Here is a 19,408-nt window from a genome sequence, read left to right as displayed (position 1 = left end):
TCTCCCGCCGCGGGGGCGCCGGCACGACGATCGAGCCGGATGGCTCTGGTCGCCGTGGTGCTCGCCTTCGCGGCGGGGGCGACGGATGCCTTCGCGTTCCTTCAGCTCAGCGGCGTCTTCACCGCGAACATGACGGGCAATCTCGTCCTCGGCGGCCTCGTCGACCGTCCCGGCTACGGCTCCACGATTGCGGGAATCACCACCGCGATCGTCGTCTTCGCCGGCACGTTATTCCTCGCGCTGCGGTTCACGCCCGGCGATACCCCGACGGGGAGGACCGTCATCCTGCTCGTCGTCGCGGCTCTCGCGCAGGCGGCGATCCTCGGGATGTGGGCCGTCGGTGCGGGCGGCGCCTCCCCGGTCGCCGTCGTTGTTCTCACCGGCCTGTCCGCGATGGCGATGGCCTGCCAGACCGCTATCGCCAAGCGCATCGACGGGGCCTCCGGCGTCACGACGACCTACGTCACCGGCACCATCACCAGCCTCATGGCCGACGCCGCCGACCGCAAGCCTCAGCCGGCGGGCATCCGCCTCGCCGTCATCGCCGCTCTCGTCGTCGGGGCCCTCGGCGGGGCGGTCGCCATCCACGCCGATCCCCTGTACGGAGCGGCGCTCCCTCTTCTTCCGGCTGTTGTCGCCGCCGCTCTCACGGCGACGACGATCACGCCCCGGCGGCTGACGAGCCACGGACCGGGTCGTCTCCCCGCACCCATCCCGAGGGTGACCCCCTCTCACCGACGGCGACCGGGCGGGGAGAGCGCGGATGCCGTACGCCACCACCACCACACACAGGAGGTTTCACCATGAGCAGCACCATCGACCGGAGCACCTCGACCATCCCCGTGTACACCGACGTGCCCGTCGGGATCGACGCCACCGGGGAACGCCGGGAGTTCGACAGCATGGGCACCGTGGCCGTACCGGCCGACCGGTACTGGGGAGCGCAGACCCAGCGCTCCCTCCAGCACTTCTCGATCGGCAACGATCGCATGCCCATCGAGGTGTACCGCGCCTACGGCATCGTGAAGAAGGCCGCGGCCCTGGTCAATGAAGAGGCGGGTCGACTCCCGGGGTGGAAGGCGAAGGCCATCGTCCAGGCCGCCGACGAGACCATCGCCGGCAAACTCGACCGGGAGTTCCCGCTCTACGTGTGGCAGACCGGATCGGGCACGCAGAGCAACATGAACGTCAACGAGGTTCTGTCCAACCGCGCCATCCAACTGCTCGGCGGCACCCTCGGCTCCCAGCACCCGGTCGGCCCCAACGACGACGTGAACATGGCGCAGTCCAGCAACGACTCCTTTCCGACCGCCATGCACATCGCCGCTCTCACCGAGATCGACGACCGTCTCCTCCCGCGCCTGCGAGAGCTGCACGCCGAGATCGACGCGAAAGCCGAAAAGTGGATGGGGGTCGTGAAGATCGGCCGAACGCACCTCGAGGACGCCGTGCCGCTCACCGTCGGCCAGGAGTGGTCGGGATATGCCGCGATGCTGCACGGTGTCATCCGGGAGATCGAGCGCTCCCGCGACGGCTTGCTGCGTCTCGCCCTCGGCGGGACGGCTGTCGGCACGGGTCTCAACGCTCCGGCCGGCTTCTCCAAGAAGGTCGCGGAGAAGATCGCGGAGCTCACCGGCAAGAAGTACGTCACCGCGCCGAACAAGTTCGAGGCGCAGGGATCGCTGGACGCCATCGTCCGCGCCCACGCCGCCCTGCGCGGCGCCGCGGTGTCGCTGATGAAGATCGCCAACGACATGCGCTGGCTGGCATCCGGCCCCCGCACGGGGTTCGCCGAGCTGGTGCTGCCCTCGAACGAGCCGGGGTCCTCCATCATGCCGGGGAAGGTCAACCCGACTCAGTGCGAGGCGATCGTGATGATCGCCATCCAGGTCCTCGGCGACGACTCCGCGGTCGCGTTCGCGGGGTCGCAGGGCAACTTCGAGCTCAACGCGATGCGCCCCATCATCATCAACAACTTCCTGCACTCGGCCCGCATCCTCGGCGACGGCGTCGAGAAGTTCCTCACGTACTCCGTCAAGGGCACCGAGCTGAACGAGAAGAGGATCGCTTCCTTCGTGGGGGAGAGCCTGATGCTGGTCACCGCACTCAGCCCCGTGATCGGGTATCAGAACGCCGCCCACATCGCCGAGAGCGCTCTGGCCGGCGACCAGACCCTTCGCGAGGCGGCGCTGGCATCAGGGCTTGTCACCGCGGAACAGTTCGACGAGATCGTCGTCCCCGCAACGCTCGTCGGGCACGGCGTCGGCGGAGCCTGATGACGACGAAGGCCGTGCGGGCTGCGGCGGCGGCCGCGCACCGATCCGATCGGGATCTCGTCGCGGCGGCCGCCGCCGTTCTGCAGTCCGGCGGTGAATCCACCTCGGTGACCCTCGCCGCCGTGGAGCGGATGAATCGGGGCCTGGGGACGGGGTTCGAGCTGATCCCGGGATGGACCGCGGTGACCGTTGCGGACCCCTCCCCGCGGGACGCGGCACCCGCGAGGATCGTGCCGGCGGCGCCCACCGGGATCTCCCTGCGTGCCGTCGCGCTGCTGATGCGGACCATCGACCGGCTCGGCGAGGGGGCGGCGGGAAGGAGCGACCTGGTCGCCACGCTCGCTCGCGCCCGCGATGCGCGCCCGGCGAACCTCTGGATCTTCCTCCTCGCCTGCGCGTCGGGGGCGGGGTCGCTGGCGATCATCTTCGGCGCCCAGGATGCCACGGCGGTACTCCTCGCGGCGGGGAGTGCCGCCGTCGGCGGCGCAATCCGTCGTCTGCTCGGTCGCGCGCGCGTCGGGCCGATCGGTCAGGTGTTCGCCGCCGCAATGGTCGCGGGCATCATCGGGGGGCTGGCGGTGCAGGCCGACCTCAGTTCGTCGCTGCGGCTGATCGCGGTGTGCCCGGCGATGATCCTCGTCCCCGGCCCGCACATCCTCAACGGCGCCCTCGACGTGCTGGCACTGCGCATCCCGCTCGGCTTCGCCCGCCTCGGCTACGCGGCCGTCCTGCTGCTGTCGATCGGCACGGGGCTCGGGCTCGCGCTGGCCGTCTTCGGTACGAACCTGCCGACGGACCCGGCCGGCCGCTCCGTGCCGTTCTGGCTCGACGTCGTCGACGCCGCGGTCGCCGCGGCGTCCTACCCGGTGTACTTCTCGATGCCCTACCGGTTCATCGTCTGGCCGGTGATCGTCGGAGCCGTCGCGCACGGGCTCCGGTGGTGGGCGATGACCGTCGAGGGGATGAACATCGTGGTCGGCGCATTCCTGGCGTGCCTTCTGGTCGGCCTCGTCCTCGCCCCGGTCTCGCATCGACTGCACATCCCCTTCGCCGGCATCGGCTTCGCCGCCGTCGTGTCCCTCGTCCCCGGGGTGTTCGTCTTTCGAGCCATCGACGCCCTCGACAGCTTGCCGTTCGGGGGTGCCGACCCGCAGTTGCTCGGAGGCATCTCGGATGCCACCACGGCGGCGCTGATCGTCATCGCGATGGCCGTCGGGCTCGCGGTACCCATGCATGTGTACGGCCGGTTCAGTCGGGCGGCGAGGGCGTGAACAGGGCGATCCTGATCCCGACCGCGCTCAGCGTGATCGCCGGTGTCACCGACGTGACGAGCTGGTTGCTGCTCGGCGGATTCTTCTCCGCGCACGTCACGGGAAACGTCGTCGTGGTCGCCGCCGACGTGGTGACCGGCACGCCTCCCGATGCCGTCGCGCTCCTGGCCATCCCGGTGTTCATCTCCACCACGGCGATCGCGACCGTCGCCGCACGCCGGATCGGGTCGGACTCCGCGCGCGTCACCATCGTCTTGTTCGGGGCGCAAGCCCTCTTCCTCGTCGCCGCCGGCGCACTCTCCTTCACCACTCACGCCTCGGCCCATCCGAAGAGCGGAGTGGCGATCGTGATCGGAATCTGCGCGGTCTGCGCGATGGCGTTCCAGAACGCCTACCTCCACATCGTGCCGCCCCGTGCCCTCTCCACCGCCGTGATGACGGGCAACCTGGTTGCCGCGGTCGTGGCTGCCACCGACATCGTGCGTACTCGCGGCGACGCTCCCGACGCTCGGGCGAAGTGGACGGCGAGTTGGCCTCTTCTGGCCGGATTCGTCGGCGGATGCCTCATCGGAGCGGGCGGCGCAACCCTCTTCAGCGACCACGCCGCGGTCATCCCCGCAGCCCTTGCCGTCGCCCTCCTGCTGCTCGCGCTCCGCGGCACCGCCCGGGCACGTACCCGCTGACACGCTCCCGCTCGATGTCGACGACCCGCCTCGAGGGTCCCCGAGGGGGACCGGGAGTGCCAGTCAGCAGGCTCGCCGAAACCGTAGCGTGGAGGGATGGGCGAGAGAAGTCACGATCGCAGCGAGACGGCGGAATGGGAGCGCCTCCTCGACGCGTGGCGACCGTTGCCCGCCGTGCTTTTCGATCGTCATCTCGATGTGCTCGCCGCCACGGATGTCGCGCCGCGGCTCTCCGAGGCCTTCAGCGTCGGCGAGAACCTGGCCCGCTTCGCTTTCCTGTCACCGAAGCGCCAGTTCGAGCATCCCCGGTGGCGAAGTGCGGCATCCGCCACGGTCGCCCTCCTCCGCGGGTTCGTCGACGAGCACGACGAGGATCGCGCATCGCGGCGCCTCCTCGGCGAACTCGCCACCGCGTCCCGCGACTTCTCTGAGATGTGGGCGGATCCTGAGACCCGGACCCGGATGACAGGGCCCATCGTCTTCGAGGGCACCGCCGTAGGAACCGTCGCCTGCACGTACAACATCCTCGGGATGTCGGGTCAGGACGAGTGCGCTCTGCTCGTCTTCGTGCCCGCCGACGAGTCCGGGCGCGCGGCGATCGCGCGCCTGGAGTCGAGTTCATCCGTCTCCGGCTGAGCACTCTCCTCGCCTCCCTCGCCGTTCATCGGCGCTTCCCCCTGTTTCGTCGACAGCTGAGCAAGCGCATGAGCCGCGCGCGATCCGTCCGCGGCGAACAGCAGCGTGACGTAAAGATCGGCCGCGCCCGGGGCATCCAGGTTCTGCCAGCTGAGATCGATCCAGCCGAAATCCTCGGTGTGGACGGAGACCCGGCCGTTGAGCTGCGGCCTCGCTTCGTGAAGCGCCCAGATGCGCCGGAATGCGGGATGACGGGATGTCAGCAGTCCGACGATCTCCTGGAACGCCGGGTCGGCCGGATTTCCATTGAAGCGGAGTGCGGCGGTGATCGTTCGCAGGGTGTCTTCCCACGCGGCCTCCTCGGCGGACCGGTCGCCGTGTTCGGACGCGCGTGACATGAACGCCGCGTATTGGTCGTACGCGGCGACGACGTGGTTGATCCCGGGAACGAGCAATTGGGGGACGAGGGCCGTCGCGAGGGCATTGACGGCCACGATGTTCTGGTTGGCGTCGCTGATGTACGCGGGCATATGTGACCACTGGGACAACAGCTCGACGATGTCATCCGTGTGCTGTTCCTGAGCGATTCGCATGAAGGGTCGGGGCTGCGCGAGTTTCATCAGGTACCGGCGGCCGTCGGGGTCCAGGCGAAGGGCTCGGGCCAGGCCGGCCACGACCTGATCCGAGGGCCTGCTGGCCTTGCCCTGCTCGAGGCGAAGGTAGTAATCGAGGCTGACGCCGGCCAGGTCGGCAACCTCTTCTCGTCGAAGTCCCGGAACACGTCGGCCCGGCGCCCTCATGATGCCGACCTCTTCCGGCTGCACCCGCTCGCGACGGGCGCGCAGGAATTCGCCCAACGTCTTCTCGGGTCGGGCTGGGCGCATGCGACCTCCGGACAACACGACCACGACATTCATTGTTGCTCACAGCTCGGGCCCGCCGGAGGCGAAAACCGCAGTTTTCCGGGCCGACGACGCCGTGAAGGTGGTCCCCTTGGGGCCACCTCGACAATCACGGCAATTACTAGCCTGCGACCATGGGGGACGGTGAGCTGCCGAACGTCGCCACATCCGAGGCGCGGCTGATGATCGACGGATGGGTCGCCGTTCCCGCATTCATCCGGGATCGCTATCTGACCGTCGTCGCCTCGAATGCTCTCGCCACAGCACTCTCACCCGTCTTCCGCGAGGGGGTCAATCTCGTACGCGCCCTGTTCTCCACAGAGGAGCTCCCCGAGGATCTGAGGGTCGACCGCCAACAGATCGCCGATGTGTTGCGGGAATCCCTGCTCCGATACGAAGGGGACGAAGATTTCGAACTCTTGGTCGGTGAAATGTCATCCATGAGTCCGCACTTCCGAGCGGCGTGGGCCGGTGCCTCCGAGACGGTCGAGCCCGTGCCGTTCCGCGTGCTCCATCAGCGCGTCGGTTCGATCTCTCTCGCCGCTCACGCGATGACCATGCCGGGGCGGTCCGATTTGTCTCTGACGGTCCTGCGCTGCACGGACGACGCCTCTCGCGCGGCGCTGAACCGTCTCGCAGACGGGTGACCAGGTGAGGTCGCGCTCTCATGCAGGGGATGTGCGCTCGAGGACCCGGAATCTAGCGTCGCAGTGACCCGGCGGTGATCCGTTCTGGTCGTAGCCCCGCCGCTCGAGGAGACGCCGTCCGCGCATGACCCACCTGACTGATCCCGCCGAGGATGCCCGCGCGGGAATGACACCGCGACCCGCATCGGAGGCCTCGCGCCCGCGCCGCCGGTCCCGCCGCGCCGACACGTACGGCCTGACCGCGGCGACCATCGTCCTCTTCCTCTTCTTCGCCGCAGCGGCGGCTCCGTCGCCCCTGCTCCCGCTGCTCTTGCGGGCGTGGGATTTCGAGCCCTGGCTCCTCACCTTCGCTTTCGCCGTCTACGCCCTCGCGATCCTCGTCACGCTGCTGGTCGTGGGCCGGCTCTCCGACCACGTCGGTCGACGTCCGGTCATGCTGGCGGCGACCGTGCTGGAGCTGGCGTCGATGATTCTCTTCCTCGTCTCCCAGGACATCGGGATCTTCGTCGTGGCTCGCACCCTGCAAGGATTCGCCACGGGCGCCGCGACCGGCGCGATCTCTGCGGCCATCGCCGACTTCGCGGGAGAACACCGCGCGCGGCTGACGGCCACCCTCGGCAGCGTCGGGCCGCTGGCCGGTCTCGCTGCGGGGGCCGTCTTCGCGGGGGCCGTCGCGGAGTTCCACCCGGACCCCAAGGCGGTCGTCTTCGGCGTCTTCGCCGTCCTGTTCGCGGTCAGCGTGGGCGCGGTCTCGGCGCTGCGCGAATCATCGTCGAAGCGGCCCGGCGCAGCGAGGAGCCTGATCCCTCGAGTGGCCGTGCCACGAGCGGCTCGACGACCGTTCATGAAGGCCATTCCGATCGCGGCGGCCGTGTGGATGGCAGGAGGGTTCTCCCTGTCCGTCGTCGGAGAGACGGCGCGCGACCTCCTCCTCGTGGGAGATGAGGTCGCCACGAGCCTTCTGATCGCGGGGCTCTCGGCGACCGGCGCCGTCACCGTCGTCCTCAGTCAGCGACTCCGCGCCCGCACGGGGGCCACGGTCGGGGCGCTCCTCATCGCGCTCGGCCTACTCGGCGACATCCTCGCTATCGCCCTCGGCTCCGTCGCGATTCTCGTGGTCGGGACCGTGGTCAGCGGCGCAGGATTCGGGATGGCCTTCGCCGGGGCGGTGGGCCTCGTCATCCCCCATGCCCGCGTCCACGAGCGGGGCGAGCTGTTCTCGGCGATCTACGTCGTGAACTACGTCGCCTTCGGGGTGCCGGCGATCGGTGCCGGTTTGCTGATCGCCCCTCTCGGCCTCGCCGCCGCCGTCATCGTCTACGCGGCAGCCGTTGTCGCTGTCGCTGTCGTCGGCGTTGCCGTCCAGGCGGTAACGAGCGCGGGTCCCCTTCGCGCTCCGCAACACGCTCCGCCCGCATCCGTCGCCGTCCCGGAGAAGAGACCCGCGCCGTGACGACGACGTTCCGCACCCGCACCGCCGCCCTGCCGGTTCCCTCCCGATCCCTCGCCCGAGAAAGGCCACTGACATGACCAACGACCCGAACTGGAAGCTCCCGATCGTCCCGACCTTCACGCTCACGAGCCCCGACTTCGACGACGGCGGCCCGCTGCCCCTCTGGGTGCGCGGCTCCGCCGCCGGCGGGAAGGACCGCTCGCCGCAACTCGACTGGGAAGGTGCTCCCGAGGGCACCAAGAGCTACGTCCTGACCGTCTTCGACCCCGATGCCCCGAGTGGCTCCGGCTTCTGGCACTGGACGCTCATCGACATCCCGAGCAACGTCACCTCGCTCCCCGCCGGCGCCGGCACCGATGACGCGCTCCTCCCGCTCGGCGCAGCCCGCCGCCGGAATGAGTACGGCACCGACGTCTTCATCGGGGCCGCCCCACCTCCCGGTACCGGTCCGCACCGGTACACCTACACGGTGAGCGCTCTCGACGTTCCCGCCCTCGTGGTCGCCGAGGACGCGACCCCCGCAATCGTGGGGCTCCGCCTCCGTCCGCACATCATCGCCCGCGCCCAGCTGATCGGCCTTGCGCAGACCGGCGAGGACGGATCCCCCGAGCCGATCGCGTCGCCGCTCTCGAAACCCTGATGTCCACGGCTCATCCGGACAGCATCTCGCCCCGCCCGGTCGCGTCGCGCCGGCGGGGCGAGCGGGCGTCCGCGCGATCGTCTCAGGCCCGGCCGTCGACGGAGGGGCCGGATGCCGCGCGGCGCATGACGAGGGCCGCGGCAACGGTCACCACGAGCACGAGGGACGCGAACACGAGGACCACGACGGTCTGTGAAGCGAAGGTGAGCACCACGCCGATGGCGATGACGGGCAGGGCGAGTCCGCAGTAGGCGATGAGGAAGATCAGCGCCAGCGTCTCCCCGCGGAGACCGGGCTCTGCCAGCCCGGAGGCGGTCGCCACCGCCGCGCCGAACAGGACACCCACTCCCGCACCGGACACGACCCCGCCGGCGAGGAACACGACCAGGGAGGGGGTGGAAGCGCCCACGGCGACCGCGGCGAGTCCCACGCCGCAGCACGCGGCGGCGACGGTCAGGCGGACGCGCAGCGGCACCCGCGCGAGCGCGACCTGACTGGCAGCTGCGGCGGCGAAGACGGAGAACGCGGTGGCCCCGGCGAGGAGATGGTCGTGTTCGCCGAACGTGCCGATGAGGATCGTCGGTGCGAGCGAGGTGAACAGCCCGAACAGGGCGAAGCCGGCGAAGGCCCCGAAGCCCGCGGCGACGAACGCCGTCTTCGAGCGCGGGGGAGTCGCGATGCGCTGCGGGCGGTAGGCGCGGGGCTCGTCGGGGGACGCAACGGTCTCCGGGACGCAGGTGACGGCGATGGCGGCGGCCAGGAGCACGACGAGGAAGACCGCGTGGGGCAGGACGAGGGGATCGGGAAGGAACTCGGCGAAGAGCCCTCCGATCAGCGGACCGAGGGCGAGACCGCCGAGGTTGGCGGCGCCGGCCACGGAGGCGGCGACGATCGTGCTCTCCGTCGGCCGAGCGTGCGCGCGCAGCTCGCCGAGGTGAGCGGTGGCCGTCGCGGTGAGGATCCCGACGCTCGCGCCGTTCACCAACCGCGCAACGAGGAGTCCCGGCACGCTCGTCCAGACGAGGAAGAGGACGGCGGAGAGAGCCGCGACCAGGATCGCGACGGTCAGCATCCGCCGCCTCCCCATCCAGTCGCTGACGTGACCGAGGAGAAACAGGCTGACCACGACTCCGACCGCGAAGGCGGCGAAGATCAGTGTGATGACGGCGACCGGGAAGCCGTCGAGCTCTTGGTACAGCGGATAGAGCGGTGTCGGGACGGTCGCGTAGGCCATCACGACCAGGAACGCGGTCGCGACGACCCAGAACCCGGCCCCGTGGGACGTCTGCGGCAGCCCGAGAGGTGTTTCCCGCGCCATGCGTCAGGACCCGGGCTTCCCGTGCGCGAGCGCGGATCGGATCGCGTCCGCGAGTCCGGCGGTCCCGGCCTGGACGATGGCGCCGTTGAGGAAGAACGTCGGCGTGCCGTTCACCCCGCTGCGGATGCCGCCGTCTTCATCGGCCCGGATCCGAGCGGTGTACGTGTCCGCGGCGGCGGCCTTCTCGAGGTCCGCGACGCGCAGGCCCAGTGACTCGCAGATGCTCTTGTACAGCTGGGGGCCGAGGCGCGTCTGGTTTTCGTAGAGCAGGTCGTGCGCCTGCCAGAACTGGCCGTGCTCCGCCGCGAATTCGGCGACGAAGGCGGCGTCCACGGCCTCGGCGTGGATCTCGGGGAGGGGGAAGTTGCGGAACACGAAGCGGATCGTGCCGTCGTACTGCTGCAGGAGATCCTTGACGACGGGGAAAGCCTCGCCGCAGTAGGGGCATTGGTAGTCGCCGTATTCGACGAGGGTCAGCGGCGCGTCGGTCGGACCAACGCTGTGGTCCTGGTCGGAGACGGGGATGCGAAGGTGCGACATGACGGGTCCGATCTCACGGGGCGGGGGCGGGCGGCGATTGCAGGGCGTCGAGGGCGTGCGTAGCTCGTCTGCTGGCCCAGACGCTAGCCGTCGCCGCGCGGCCGGCCACAGGACAGATGTCGGAAGCGCCGAGGGAACGCGCGGCCGCACCCGGCTCGGCGTCCCGAGACGCTGGGGAAGAGTCTGAACAAAAGTAGGAGCGGTGTGGTCGAGGGCGGCGGTTACCGTGAGACCGCTCCCGCTCGATCCGCAGCAGGGAACGCCCGATAGCCGTCCCGAGAAGAACTCGGGATCACATAACCCTGGAGGTCGACCATGCCCTTTGTGACGACGGAAGATGGCGCGGAAATCTACTACAAGGACTGGGGCCCGCGCGATGCCCAGCCCATCATGTTCCACCACGGCTGGCCGCTGTCCTCGGACGACTGGGACGCCCAGATGCTGTTCTTCCTGAACAACGGCTTCCGTGTCATCGCCAGCGACCGCCGCGGTCACGGACGCTCGTCGCAGATCAGCACCGGGCACGACATGGACCACTACGCCAGCGACGCGAACGCCGTGGTCGAGCACCTCGACCTGTGGAACGCCGTCCACATCGGACACTCGACCGGTGGCGGCCAGGTCGCGCGGTACGTCGCCCAGTACGGGGAGCCTCAGGGTCGCGTCGCCAAGGCCGTTCTCGTCTCGTCGGTCCCGCCGCTCATGGTTCAGACCGACGACAACCCGGAGGGCACGCCCATCTCGGTGTTCGACGGCTTCCGCAGCGCGCTCGCGGCCAACCGTGCCGAGTTCTACCAGGTCGTCGCCGCCGGCCCGTTCTACGGCTTCAACCGGGAAGGCGCGAAGGTCTCCGAGCCGGTCATCGCCAACTGGTGGCGTCAGGGCATGACCGGCAGCGCGCAGGCGCACTACCTCGGCATCGCGGCGTTCTCCGAGACCGACCAGACGGAGGACCTCAAGGCCATCTCCGTCCCCGTCCTGGTTCTGCAGGGCGATGACGACCAGGTGGTGCCCTACAAGGACGCCTCCCTCAAGCAGCACGAGCTCCTCAGCGACTCCACCCTCAAGATCTACGAGGGCTACCCGCACGGCATGCTGACGACGCACGCGGATGTCATCAACCCCGACATCCTCGAGTTCATCCGCGCCTGAAACCCCTTCGGCGCGAAGAAACGGCGCATCCCGGTGACCCCGGGGTGCGCCGTTTTCTGTGTCTCTTCGACGGAGGACGCCCGATCGTTCGGCACCGCGTGCGGCCCCCTCGCCGTCCGGGCGCTAGCTGCCGTAGTGGATGTAGAACGACGTCGGCGGCGTCGCCACATGAGCGGTTCGCCGGTTCTTCGCGCGCACAGACCGATGCGGGGGAGGCGACGGGCGACGCGGCGTTGACGCTCGCCGAGCTTCGCGCTAGTGTGCCAGTACGCAAACTAGTTTGCAAACAGTTTGCGCTGCAGTGTCATACCAAATCTCTTCGCGACGGAGCGTATCGATGAGTGATCGTAAAACCGGTTTGGGTGGTGTCGATGCTCGACCGGAGTCGACTCCGGCGGTGACGATCCAGGCGGTCGCCGCTGCGGCGGGTGTCAGCAAGACGACCGTTTCGCACGTGCTCTCCGGAAACCGGCCGGTCTCCGCGGAGACCCGCCGCCGCGTCGAGAAGGTCATGGACGAACTCGGCTTCAGCCCGAACTTCTTCGCCCAGGCTCTCAATCGCAACCGGAGCAACACCATCGCGCTGATCGCCCAGGACATCACCAACCCGTTCTACCCGTCGCTGGCGCGGGGTCTGCAGTCCGCGGTGTCCAGCCAGAACCAGGTGGTGATGCTCTTCGACGCCGGCGCGGGGGAGGGCGCACTCACCCAGGCCTTCGTCACCGACGCGATTCAGCGGCGGGCGGACGGCGTCGTCATCGCCGTGAGCGATGTCGACGACGACATCGCTCGTCTGCGTGAGGCCGGTATCCCGGTGGTCGCCGTCGGCGCCGGCGCGTCCACGCTCCCGATCGACTGGGTGACGGCGGACGACGAGCGGATCGCGGCGGATGCCGTGATGCACCTGCACCTCCTGGGCCACCGTCGCATCGCGACCATCACGGGACCACTGGGCCACACCCCCGGCAAGCCTCGGCACCTCGGGTACCGGCGAGCGATGCACGACCTCGACCTGCCCGTGGCTGCGGACATGGTCGAGCACGGGGAATGGACACGCGAGAGCGGATTCGACGCGATGACGCGGCTCATGAGTCGACCTGATCGGCCGACCGCGGTGTTCTGCGGGAACGACATGATGGCGATCGGCGCGCTGGATGCCGCTCAGCGGCAGGGATTGGCCGTTCCGGAAGACGTCGCGATCATCGGCGTCGACGACATCGAGGCCGCCGCCCTGGTGCGCCCCGCGCTGACGACGGTCCGGATTCCGGCCGAAGAGATCGGCCGCGCGGCGGGGGAGCTCCTCCTCCACCGCATCGCGGAGGGCATGACGACGACCCACCGGCACGTGCTGGTCCAGCACACGCTCCAGACCCGCGAATCGGCGTGACGGCCTCCTCGCCGACCGACGTCCCCGCCCCCTCATCAAGGAAGAAGCCTCCGTGCACTCTGCGCTCGACCCTCGCGACCTCGTTCCCGACGAGGCGGAGCAGCTCGCTCACTCCGGATACCTGATCGGCGACCTCGAGTCCCGAGCGCGCGTCGCCGCCGCGGCATCCGATGAAGACGAGCTCGCTCGCATCCGCGGACGCCTCGCCGCCGCCCCGCTGCGCGCCGACTGGCCCTACGTCGAGCCCAGCGACACGGCGACGCTCGCCCTGCTGGGCGAGGGGGTCGAGCCCCGCCCGGTCGACCCGGACGACCTGCCGCGACGGGTGCGCGGCGCGTGGCTCGGGCGGACGGTCGGCAACACGCTGGGAAAGCCCATCGAGGGGCTCTCCCGCGCCGAGGTGGAGGCCTACCTGCGCGCCGCGGGGCAGTGGCCGCAGACCGGCTACGTCGCGCTCCTCGATCCGCTCCCCGCCGGGGTGTCCCACCTTCACGAATCCGCTCCCGATTCCGCGGCAGGGCGGTTCACCGATGTCCCCCGGGACGACGACATCGACTGGACGATCCTCGGACTGCACCTGCTCGAGCGGTACGGTCGCGACCTGACCACGGCGGACATCGCCACCGAATGGCTGGACCGTATCCCGTTCACCCAGACGTTCACGGCTGAGCGCGCGGCCTACCGCAACCTCGTCCACGGCCTCCACGCTCCGGAGACCGCCGTCGTCGACAATCCGTATCGCGAATGGATCGGAGCGCTGATCCGCGCCGACATCTTCGGATACGCCCACCCCGGCGATCCCGCTTCCGCCGCGCGCATGGCCCTCACCGACGCGCGGCTCACCCACGTGAAGAACGGCATCTACGGCGAGACCTGGGCCGCCGCCCTCGTGGCCGCGGCGTTCTCGACGGAGAGTGCCGAGGAGGCGCTCACCATCGCCCGGCGCTTCGTCCCGGACCGCTCCCGCCTCGCCGCGGCGCTCGATGGCATCCTCGAAGTCCACCGCGGAGGCGCGAGCGCCGTCGATGCGCTCGACTGGATCGACCGCGAACTCGGTCACTACAACTGGGTGCACACCATCCACAACGCCGCCGGGATCGCCGCCGGACTCCTGTGGGGAGACGGGTTCACCGAGTCCGTCGCCCTGACCATCGCGGCCGGACGCGACACGGACTCCTCCGCCGCGACGACGGGGAGCGTCTACGGTGCCCTGCACGGCGACGACGCGGTCCCCGCCGAGCTCGTCGGCTCCACGCACCATCGCGTGCGCAGCAGCATCCGGGACTTCGACCGCATCACGATCGACGAACTCGCCGCGCGCACCGTGGCCGTCGCGCGGATCGCCGTCGCAGCCCCGTCGAAGGTGGTGCGGTGATGACGCGGCGCAAGGTCATCATCGACACGGACCCCGGGCTCGGTGAACCCGGCAGCGACATCGACGACGGCCTGGCGATCGCTTTCGCCCTGCGCGACCCCGACCTGGACGTCCTCGGCTTGACCATCGTCAACGGCAACGTGACCCTCGCGACGGGGGTGCACGTGGCGAGGAACCTGGTCGATCGTCTTGGCGTCCCCGAGCTCCCCGTCGTGGCGGGTGCTGATGCCCCGTTGACGCGGGACATGGCTTGCGTGCGCGCTCTTTTCGACGCCGTACCCGGACACGCTCTCGCCGCGACCACGGGGCAGCTGCGCGGGCCGAACGTCGACATCGACGCGGCGGACTGGATGATCGAGCAGGTCGAGCGATTCCCCGGTGAGATCACGATCCTCGCGATCGGCCCCATGACCAATCTCGCCCTTGCCATCGAGAGGTCGCCGGCATTCGCGTCGAACGTCCGGGAATTCGTCCTGATGGCCGGCAGCGCGACGACCTACGCCCAGAACATCACCGTGGTCGGCGACTTCAACGCGTACGTCGACCCCGAAGCCCTGGACGCCGTCCTCCGCAGCGGCGGACGCATCACGATGGTCGGTCTGGACCAGACCTCCAAGGTCCTGCTCACCCGCGCGGACGCCGAACGGATGCTGGCATCCCCCGATCCGTTCTCACGGTGGGTCGGCGAGTGCACGAACGCCTGGATCGACTACTTGGCGCTCGCGTTCCCGAAGCGGCCCGAGCACGCCGTCGGCTGCTTCCTCCACGATCCCCTCGTGATCGCCGCCCATCTCGACCCTCGCATCTGCGACTGGGACAGCGCTCATGTCCAGGTGGAACTGGTCAGCGAGCTCGCCCGTGGGCTCGTGGTCGCGGATCGAGGACTGTCACTGACCGTGCCCGGCATCCCGAATGCGACCGTGGCGATCGACACCGACGTCGACGCCTTCCGCCGACTCTTCCTCTCCCGCATCGACCTCACCCCCGCGCCCGAACCGGGCACCGAACACCCACAGCAGAAGGAGTAACCCGACATGCGATTTCACAATGGCGTGACCCGCTGGCTTGCGGCCGGCACCGGAACCGCGCTGGCTCTGGCCGCCCTCACGGCGTGCAGCGGCGGCTCCGGCGGTTCCGGAACCATCGACGGTGTCGCGCCGACGGACCTCACCGACCCGACCCAGCCCATCACCATCACCTATGCCGGCGCCGCCTACGACGCCAAGCAGATCCAGCCCGTCCTCGACGCGTTCCACGAGCAGCACCCGAACATCACCGTCACTTACGAGGCAGTTCCCTTCGACGACTTCAACAGCGTCCTGGCGGCACGGCTGACATCGTCGTCGGATGCCATCGACGTGTTCGACGTGGACATGCCGCGCACCGCCGCCTATGCGGCGCGCGGGTGGCTGACCGACATGACGGGCACCTTCCCCGACCTCGCCTCCGCGGTGGATCCCGGCAGTCTGCAGGCGGCGACGGTGGACGGGAAGCTCGTGACGATGCCCTATCAGACGTCGACGAACATCATGTACTACAACAAGTCCCTTCTCTCGGCCGCGGGCATCGCCGCCCCCGGAGCGGCTCCGGCCGACCGTGAGACGTGGGAGCAGATCACGGCGGATGCGAAGAAGGCGCAGGGCGCCGGTGCGCAGTACGGGCTGCTGTTCGACCAGATCGACCGGTATTACCAGCTTCAGCCTCTCGCCGAGAGCGCCGGGGGAGGCCCCGGAGGAACGGGCGACGGCAATCTGACGCCGGATGTGACGAACGACGGCTGGGAGAAGGCGTTCAGCTGGTACGGGTCCCTCTTCGCGGACGGGCTGTCTCCTCGAGGGGTCTCGGTCGCCGACACGCCCAGTCTCTTCGCCGCGGGCAAGGTCGCCTACTACGTCGGCGGTCCGTGGTGGGGAACGCAGTTCGTCGCCGAGCAGGGCCTCGATTTCGGCATCGCACCGTTCCCTGCGTTCGAAGGCGGCGACGCGGCGACGCCGACCGGTGGCTGGGCGCTGGGGATGAACCCGCAGACGACCCCGGACAAGGCCAACGCGAGCGCGATCTTCATGAAGTTCATGGGGATCGACGACGGGGGCTACGCGCAATACCTGTCGGCACTGGCGGTCCCTCCGTCGAACCTCGTCGGTTCGGCGAAGTTCTACGACTCCGAGGCCTTCACGGACCCGCGGTTCGCGGGGGTGATCGACCTCATGAAGAGCGAGTTGGCCGACACCGCCACGCTCCGACTCCAGACCGTGGGGTACGTCGAGTTCGAAGACGTCATGACGAAGACCTTCGACGACATCATCAACGGCACGGATGCCAAGACGGCCCTCGCATCGGCGTCGACGCAACTCGACGACGCCTGGTCGAAGTACCGCCAGTAAGACCACCCGCCGGTACCGGGGTTCGCCCCGGTACCGGCGCTCAGGGAGACACCATGACTTCGACAACACACCGGCTCGATCGCGCGGATCCGGTCACGGTCTCCGCGCCCGCGCCCGCCCGCGCGCGCGGCAGACGTCGAGGAAGCGCGCGCCGCGACGTTCTCGCCGCGGCGGCGTTTCTCATCCCGACCATCGTCCTCATCGTTCTGCTGCGCATCTGGCCGACGGTGCTCGCGGTGGTCAATGCAACGCGCAGCGGTCTGCCGGGCAGTCTCGCCGAGCCGCAGTTCGTCGGGCTGGACCTCTTCGCGAAGATGTTCGCCAGCCCCGCGTTCTGGAACAGCGTCCTGCAGACGCTGGTCTTCAACGTCATCGTCAATCCTCTGCAGATCGTCCTCGCCTTGCTCCTCGCGGTCCTTCTGACCCAGAACCTCCCCGGCCGAGGTCTGTGGCGCACGCTCATCTTCCTGCCAGCGGCGGTGCCGCTCGCGGGAAGCACCATCGTCTGGGGCATCGCACTGCGCCCGGACGGGCCGGTCAATGGCTTCCTGCAGCTGTTCGGGGTGCCCGCGCAGCCGTGGTTCACCAGCCCGGACCAGGTGATGATCTCCATCATCGTGCTGGCCAGTTGGATCGGTATCGGCTACTGGATGATGTTCCTGATCGCCGGCCTCAACGACATCCCGCCGGTGTACTACGAGGCGGCGCGCCTGGACGGTGCCGGCCCCCTGCGGACCTTCTTCTCGGTCACTCTGCCGATGCTCCGGCGTCCGCTGCTGTTCGTCCTCGTCGCCGACACGGTCTCGAACTTCGTGCTGTTCGCACCGGTGCAGATCCTCACCGGAGGGGGTCCGGAAGGCCGGAGCAACTTCCTGATGTACGACATCTTCCACCGCAGCTTCGAACTCAGCGACCCGTACCAGGCTTCCGCGCAGCTCGTCGTCCTCCTCGTCCTGATGATCGTCATCGTGGCGATCCAGTTCCGCCTGCTCGGAAACGGAGCGAACGAAGAATGAACGCCCGCCCCCGCCTCCTGTCGCGCGCCATCCTCACGGCCCTCGCCGTCGTCATCTCGCTCGCCTTCCTCGCGCCGGTGCTCTGGCTGCTCGCGAGCACCTTCCGGTCGGCGACGGAGACGTTCGCCTCGAGCTCACCGCTGAGCTGGCACGTCCTGTGGCCGCAGGACTGGACGCTGGACAACCTCCGTTCCGCGATCGACAGCGGTTTCCTCTCCGCGCTGGGCAACAGCCTGGCCGTCGCCGCGGCAACCGTCGTCGTGGGGCTCGTCGTCAGTTCCGCCGCGGCTTTCGCCCTCGCGGTGATCCCGTTCCGCGGCCGGGGCGCGGTCTTCACGGTGGTCGTCCTCAGCTTCCTGATCCCTTTCGAGGCCATCGCCATCCCGCTCTCGCGCATCATCTCGGACTGGGGGCTCGCGAACACGCTCGTCGCGCTGATCCTCCCGGGCCTGGGCAACGGTCTCGCCGTGTTCACGTTGCGGCAGTTCTTCCTCGGCATCCCGCTCTCCCTGTCCGAGGCCGCTCACCTCGATGGAGCCGGGTGGTTCCGCATCTACTGGTCGATCTACCTCCCGCTCACCAGGCCCGCTCTCATCGGTGCTGGGCTGATCCTCTTCCTGTTCCAGTGGCAGGCCTACCTCTGGCCGATCCTGATCACCTCGACGCAGGCCATGGATCTGGCGCCCGTCGCGATCGCGAAATCGTTCGGTGCGTTCTCGAGCGACTACGGTCGGGTGTTCGCCGAGACGGCGATCCTCGCGGTGATCCCCGCAGCGATCCTGCTCGGCCTGCAGCGCTTCTTCGTCACCTCCGTGTCGAGCACCGGGAGCAAGGAGTGAGCGCCGCTTCCGGCCGAGCCGCACGCGTCGCGGTCGTCGGATCGGTGAACCTCGACGTCGTGGTGACCGCTGACAGGCGTGCGGGCGCGGGCGAGACCGTCGCGGGTCGCGACGTGGTCGAGGCCGTCGGGGGAAAGGGCGCCAACCAAGCCCTCGCGGCGGCGCGGGAGGTCGACACGGCGCTGGTCGCTTCGGTGGGAACGGATGCCGCGGGAACCGCGGCGCGTGCGACGCTCACCCGTGCGGGAGTGTCCCTGGATGCCGTGAGCACGTCGTCGCACCCGACGGGACATGCCTTCATCACCCTCACGCCGGACGGTGAGAACAGCATCATCGTCGTTCCCTTGGCCAACGCGGATCTGACGGGCGATCACGTCTTCGCCGCGCTCGACCTCCTGCGCCCGGCCGTCGTCCTCTGCCAGCTCGAGGTTCCGCCGGAGGCGGTGCATCGGGCGGCTGAGTGGTGCGAGTCCCGAGACGCGCGTTTCCTTCTCAACCCCAGTCCGATGGGTGATTTCGATCGACGGGTGCTCGCGCTCGCGCACCCGCTGATCGTCAACCGACACGAAGCGGAGCTCCTCACCGGCCTTCGCGAGAGGAGCGCACCGGACCTCGCCCGTGCCCTCTCCGTCGGCTCCCGCTCGGTCGTGGTCACGGACGGACCGCGGGGGGCTTTCGTGGCCATCGACGACGCCGTCGATCTCCTCCCGGCCCCGGCCGTCACCGCCGTCGATACGACGGGTGCCGGGGACGCGTTCGCCGGCGTGCTCGCCGGACGACTCGCTCTCGGGGACTCGCTCCACCAGGCCACCGCGCGGGCGGTGGATGCCGCTTCTCGGACCGTTCAGCTGGCGCGATCCGAGCGCTGAACACTGCCGGCCCTCCCTCT

19 protein-coding genes are annotated in these 19,408 nt (G+C 69.3%); 16 read left to right on the top strand and 3 right to left on the bottom strand.

Going from position 1 to position 19,408, the window contains the following annotated elements; translation table 11 throughout:
• Window positions 1-39 precede the first annotated feature (39 nt).
• The 5 genes from AC3WLZ_RS14390 to AC3WLZ_RS14370 all read left to right on the top strand — a co-directional run bounded on the left by AC3WLZ_RS14390 (window position 40) and on the right by AC3WLZ_RS14370 (window position 4,866).
• A complete protein-coding gene (locus AC3WLZ_RS14390; protein WP_492470493.1) occupies window positions 40-807 on the top strand; it encodes a YoaK family protein in 768 nt (255 codons plus the stop codon).
• A complete protein-coding gene (gene fumC / locus AC3WLZ_RS14385) occupies window positions 804-2,276 on the top strand; it encodes a class II fumarate hydratase (protein WP_412925595.1) in 1,473 nt (490 codons plus the stop codon). The genes AC3WLZ_RS14390 and fumC overlap by 4 nt, the downstream gene beginning before the upstream one ends.
• Window positions 2,276-3,547 (top strand): threonine/serine exporter family protein, encoded by a 1,272-nt coding sequence (locus AC3WLZ_RS14380; RefSeq protein ID WP_492470492.1) that lies wholly within the window; start codon window positions 2,276-2,278, stop codon window positions 3,545-3,547. Before fumC ends, AC3WLZ_RS14380 begins: the two co-directional genes overlap by 1 nt.
• Window positions 3,544-4,230, top strand: a complete 687-nt coding sequence (locus tag AC3WLZ_RS14375; RefSeq protein ID WP_412925592.1) for a YoaK family protein — start codon at window positions 3,544-3,546, stop codon at window positions 4,228-4,230. Before AC3WLZ_RS14380 ends, AC3WLZ_RS14375 begins: the two co-directional genes overlap by 4 nt.
• 96 nt (window positions 4,231-4,326) lie before the next feature.
• Window positions 4,327-4,866, top strand: a complete 540-nt coding sequence (locus AC3WLZ_RS14370; RefSeq protein ID WP_412925591.1) for an MmyB family transcriptional regulator — start codon at window positions 4,327-4,329, stop codon at window positions 4,864-4,866.
• Here AC3WLZ_RS14370 and AC3WLZ_RS14365 read toward each other — a convergent pair.
• The gene (locus AC3WLZ_RS14365) at window positions 4,770-5,750 is read right to left on the bottom strand and encodes a helix-turn-helix transcriptional regulator (RefSeq protein ID WP_492470491.1); all 981 of its coding nucleotides are present in this window, start codon (window positions 5,748-5,750) and stop codon (window positions 4,770-4,772) included. The two genes, AC3WLZ_RS14370 and AC3WLZ_RS14365, sit on opposite strands and share 97 nt — an antisense overlap.
• 152 nt (window positions 5,751-5,902) lie before the next feature.
• On the opposite strand from AC3WLZ_RS14365, the gene AC3WLZ_RS14360 reads away from it, so the two are divergent.
• The 3 genes from AC3WLZ_RS14360 (at window position 5,903) to AC3WLZ_RS14350 (ending at window position 8,508) form a co-directional block, all read left to right on the top strand.
• A complete protein-coding gene (locus AC3WLZ_RS14360; RefSeq protein WP_492470490.1) occupies window positions 5,903-6,415 on the top strand; it encodes an MmyB family transcriptional regulator in 513 nt (170 codons plus the stop codon).
• 124 nt (window positions 6,416-6,539) lie between these two features.
• Window positions 6,540-7,868 carry an MFS transporter gene (locus tag AC3WLZ_RS14355; RefSeq protein ID WP_492470489.1) on the top strand — a complete coding sequence of 443 codons (1,329 nt, stop codon included), beginning with the start codon at window positions 6,540-6,542 and terminating at the stop codon, window positions 7,866-7,868.
• Window positions 7,869-7,941: 73 nt separating this feature from the next.
• A complete protein-coding gene (locus AC3WLZ_RS14350; RefSeq protein WP_492470488.1) occupies window positions 7,942-8,508 on the top strand; it encodes a YbhB/YbcL family Raf kinase inhibitor-like protein in 567 nt (188 codons plus the stop codon).
• Between the two features lie 82 nt (window positions 8,509-8,590).
• Here the strand turns inward: AC3WLZ_RS14350 and AC3WLZ_RS14345 are convergent, their stop codons facing one another.
• Window positions 8,591-9,826 (bottom strand): MFS transporter, encoded by a 1,236-nt coding sequence (locus tag AC3WLZ_RS14345; RefSeq protein WP_492470487.1) that lies wholly within the window; start codon window positions 9,824-9,826, stop codon window positions 8,591-8,593.
• 3 nt (window positions 9,827-9,829) lie between these two features.
• Window positions 9,830-10,366 carry a DsbA family protein gene (locus AC3WLZ_RS14340; RefSeq protein ID WP_492470486.1) on the bottom strand — a complete coding sequence of 179 codons (537 nt, stop codon included), beginning with the start codon at window positions 10,364-10,366 and terminating at the stop codon, window positions 9,830-9,832.
• A gap of 315 nt (window positions 10,367-10,681) precedes the next feature.
• On the opposite strand from AC3WLZ_RS14340, the gene AC3WLZ_RS14335 reads away from it, so the two are divergent.
• The 8 genes from AC3WLZ_RS14335 to AC3WLZ_RS14300 all read left to right on the top strand — a co-directional run bounded on the left by AC3WLZ_RS14335 (window position 10,682) and on the right by AC3WLZ_RS14300 (window position 19,388).
• Window positions 10,682-11,518 carry an alpha/beta fold hydrolase gene (locus tag AC3WLZ_RS14335; protein ID WP_412925584.1) on the top strand — a complete coding sequence of 279 codons (837 nt, stop codon included), beginning with the start codon at window positions 10,682-10,684 and terminating at the stop codon, window positions 11,516-11,518.
• Window positions 11,519-11,855: 337 nt separating this feature from the next.
• Window positions 11,856-12,905: a LacI family DNA-binding transcriptional regulator gene (locus AC3WLZ_RS14330; RefSeq protein WP_412925583.1), complete on the top strand. Its 1,050-nt coding sequence runs from the start codon at window positions 11,856-11,858 to the stop codon at window positions 12,903-12,905.
• 52 nt (window positions 12,906-12,957) lie between these two features.
• On the top strand, window positions 12,958-14,280 hold the full coding sequence (locus AC3WLZ_RS14325; RefSeq protein WP_412925582.1) for an ADP-ribosylglycohydrolase family protein: 1,323 nt from the start codon (window positions 12,958-12,960) through the stop codon (window positions 14,278-14,280).
• Window positions 14,280-15,308 carry a nucleoside hydrolase gene (locus AC3WLZ_RS14320; protein ID WP_492470485.1) on the top strand — a complete coding sequence of 343 codons (1,029 nt, stop codon included), beginning with the start codon at window positions 14,280-14,282 and terminating at the stop codon, window positions 15,306-15,308. The genes AC3WLZ_RS14325 and AC3WLZ_RS14320 overlap by 1 nt, the downstream gene beginning before the upstream one ends.
• Window positions 15,309-15,314: 6 nt before the next feature.
• On the top strand, window positions 15,315-16,664 hold the full coding sequence (locus tag AC3WLZ_RS14315; RefSeq protein WP_492470484.1) for an extracellular solute-binding protein: 1,350 nt from the start codon (window positions 15,315-15,317) through the stop codon (window positions 16,662-16,664).
• Between the two features lie 53 nt (window positions 16,665-16,717).
• Window positions 16,718-17,680 carry a carbohydrate ABC transporter permease gene (locus AC3WLZ_RS14310; RefSeq protein ID WP_492470483.1) on the top strand — a complete coding sequence of 321 codons (963 nt, stop codon included), beginning with the start codon at window positions 16,718-16,720 and terminating at the stop codon, window positions 17,678-17,680.
• Window positions 17,677-18,519 (top strand): carbohydrate ABC transporter permease, encoded by an 843-nt coding sequence (locus tag AC3WLZ_RS14305; protein ID WP_412925578.1) that lies wholly within the window; start codon window positions 17,677-17,679, stop codon window positions 18,517-18,519. The genes AC3WLZ_RS14310 and AC3WLZ_RS14305 overlap by 4 nt, the downstream gene beginning before the upstream one ends.
• The gene (locus AC3WLZ_RS14300; RefSeq protein WP_412925577.1) at window positions 18,516-19,388 is read left to right on the top strand and encodes a ribokinase; all 873 of its coding nucleotides are present in this window, start codon (window positions 18,516-18,518) and stop codon (window positions 19,386-19,388) included. The genes AC3WLZ_RS14305 and AC3WLZ_RS14300 overlap by 4 nt, the downstream gene beginning before the upstream one ends.
• Window positions 19,389-19,408 lie beyond the last annotated feature (20 nt).

It is taken from the genome of Microbacterium sp. FW305-3-2-15-F-LB2 (assembly GCF_058787255.1).
The sequence above is the reverse complement of the archived record's forward strand: the minus strand, read 5'-3'. Positions and strand labels throughout refer to the sequence as shown.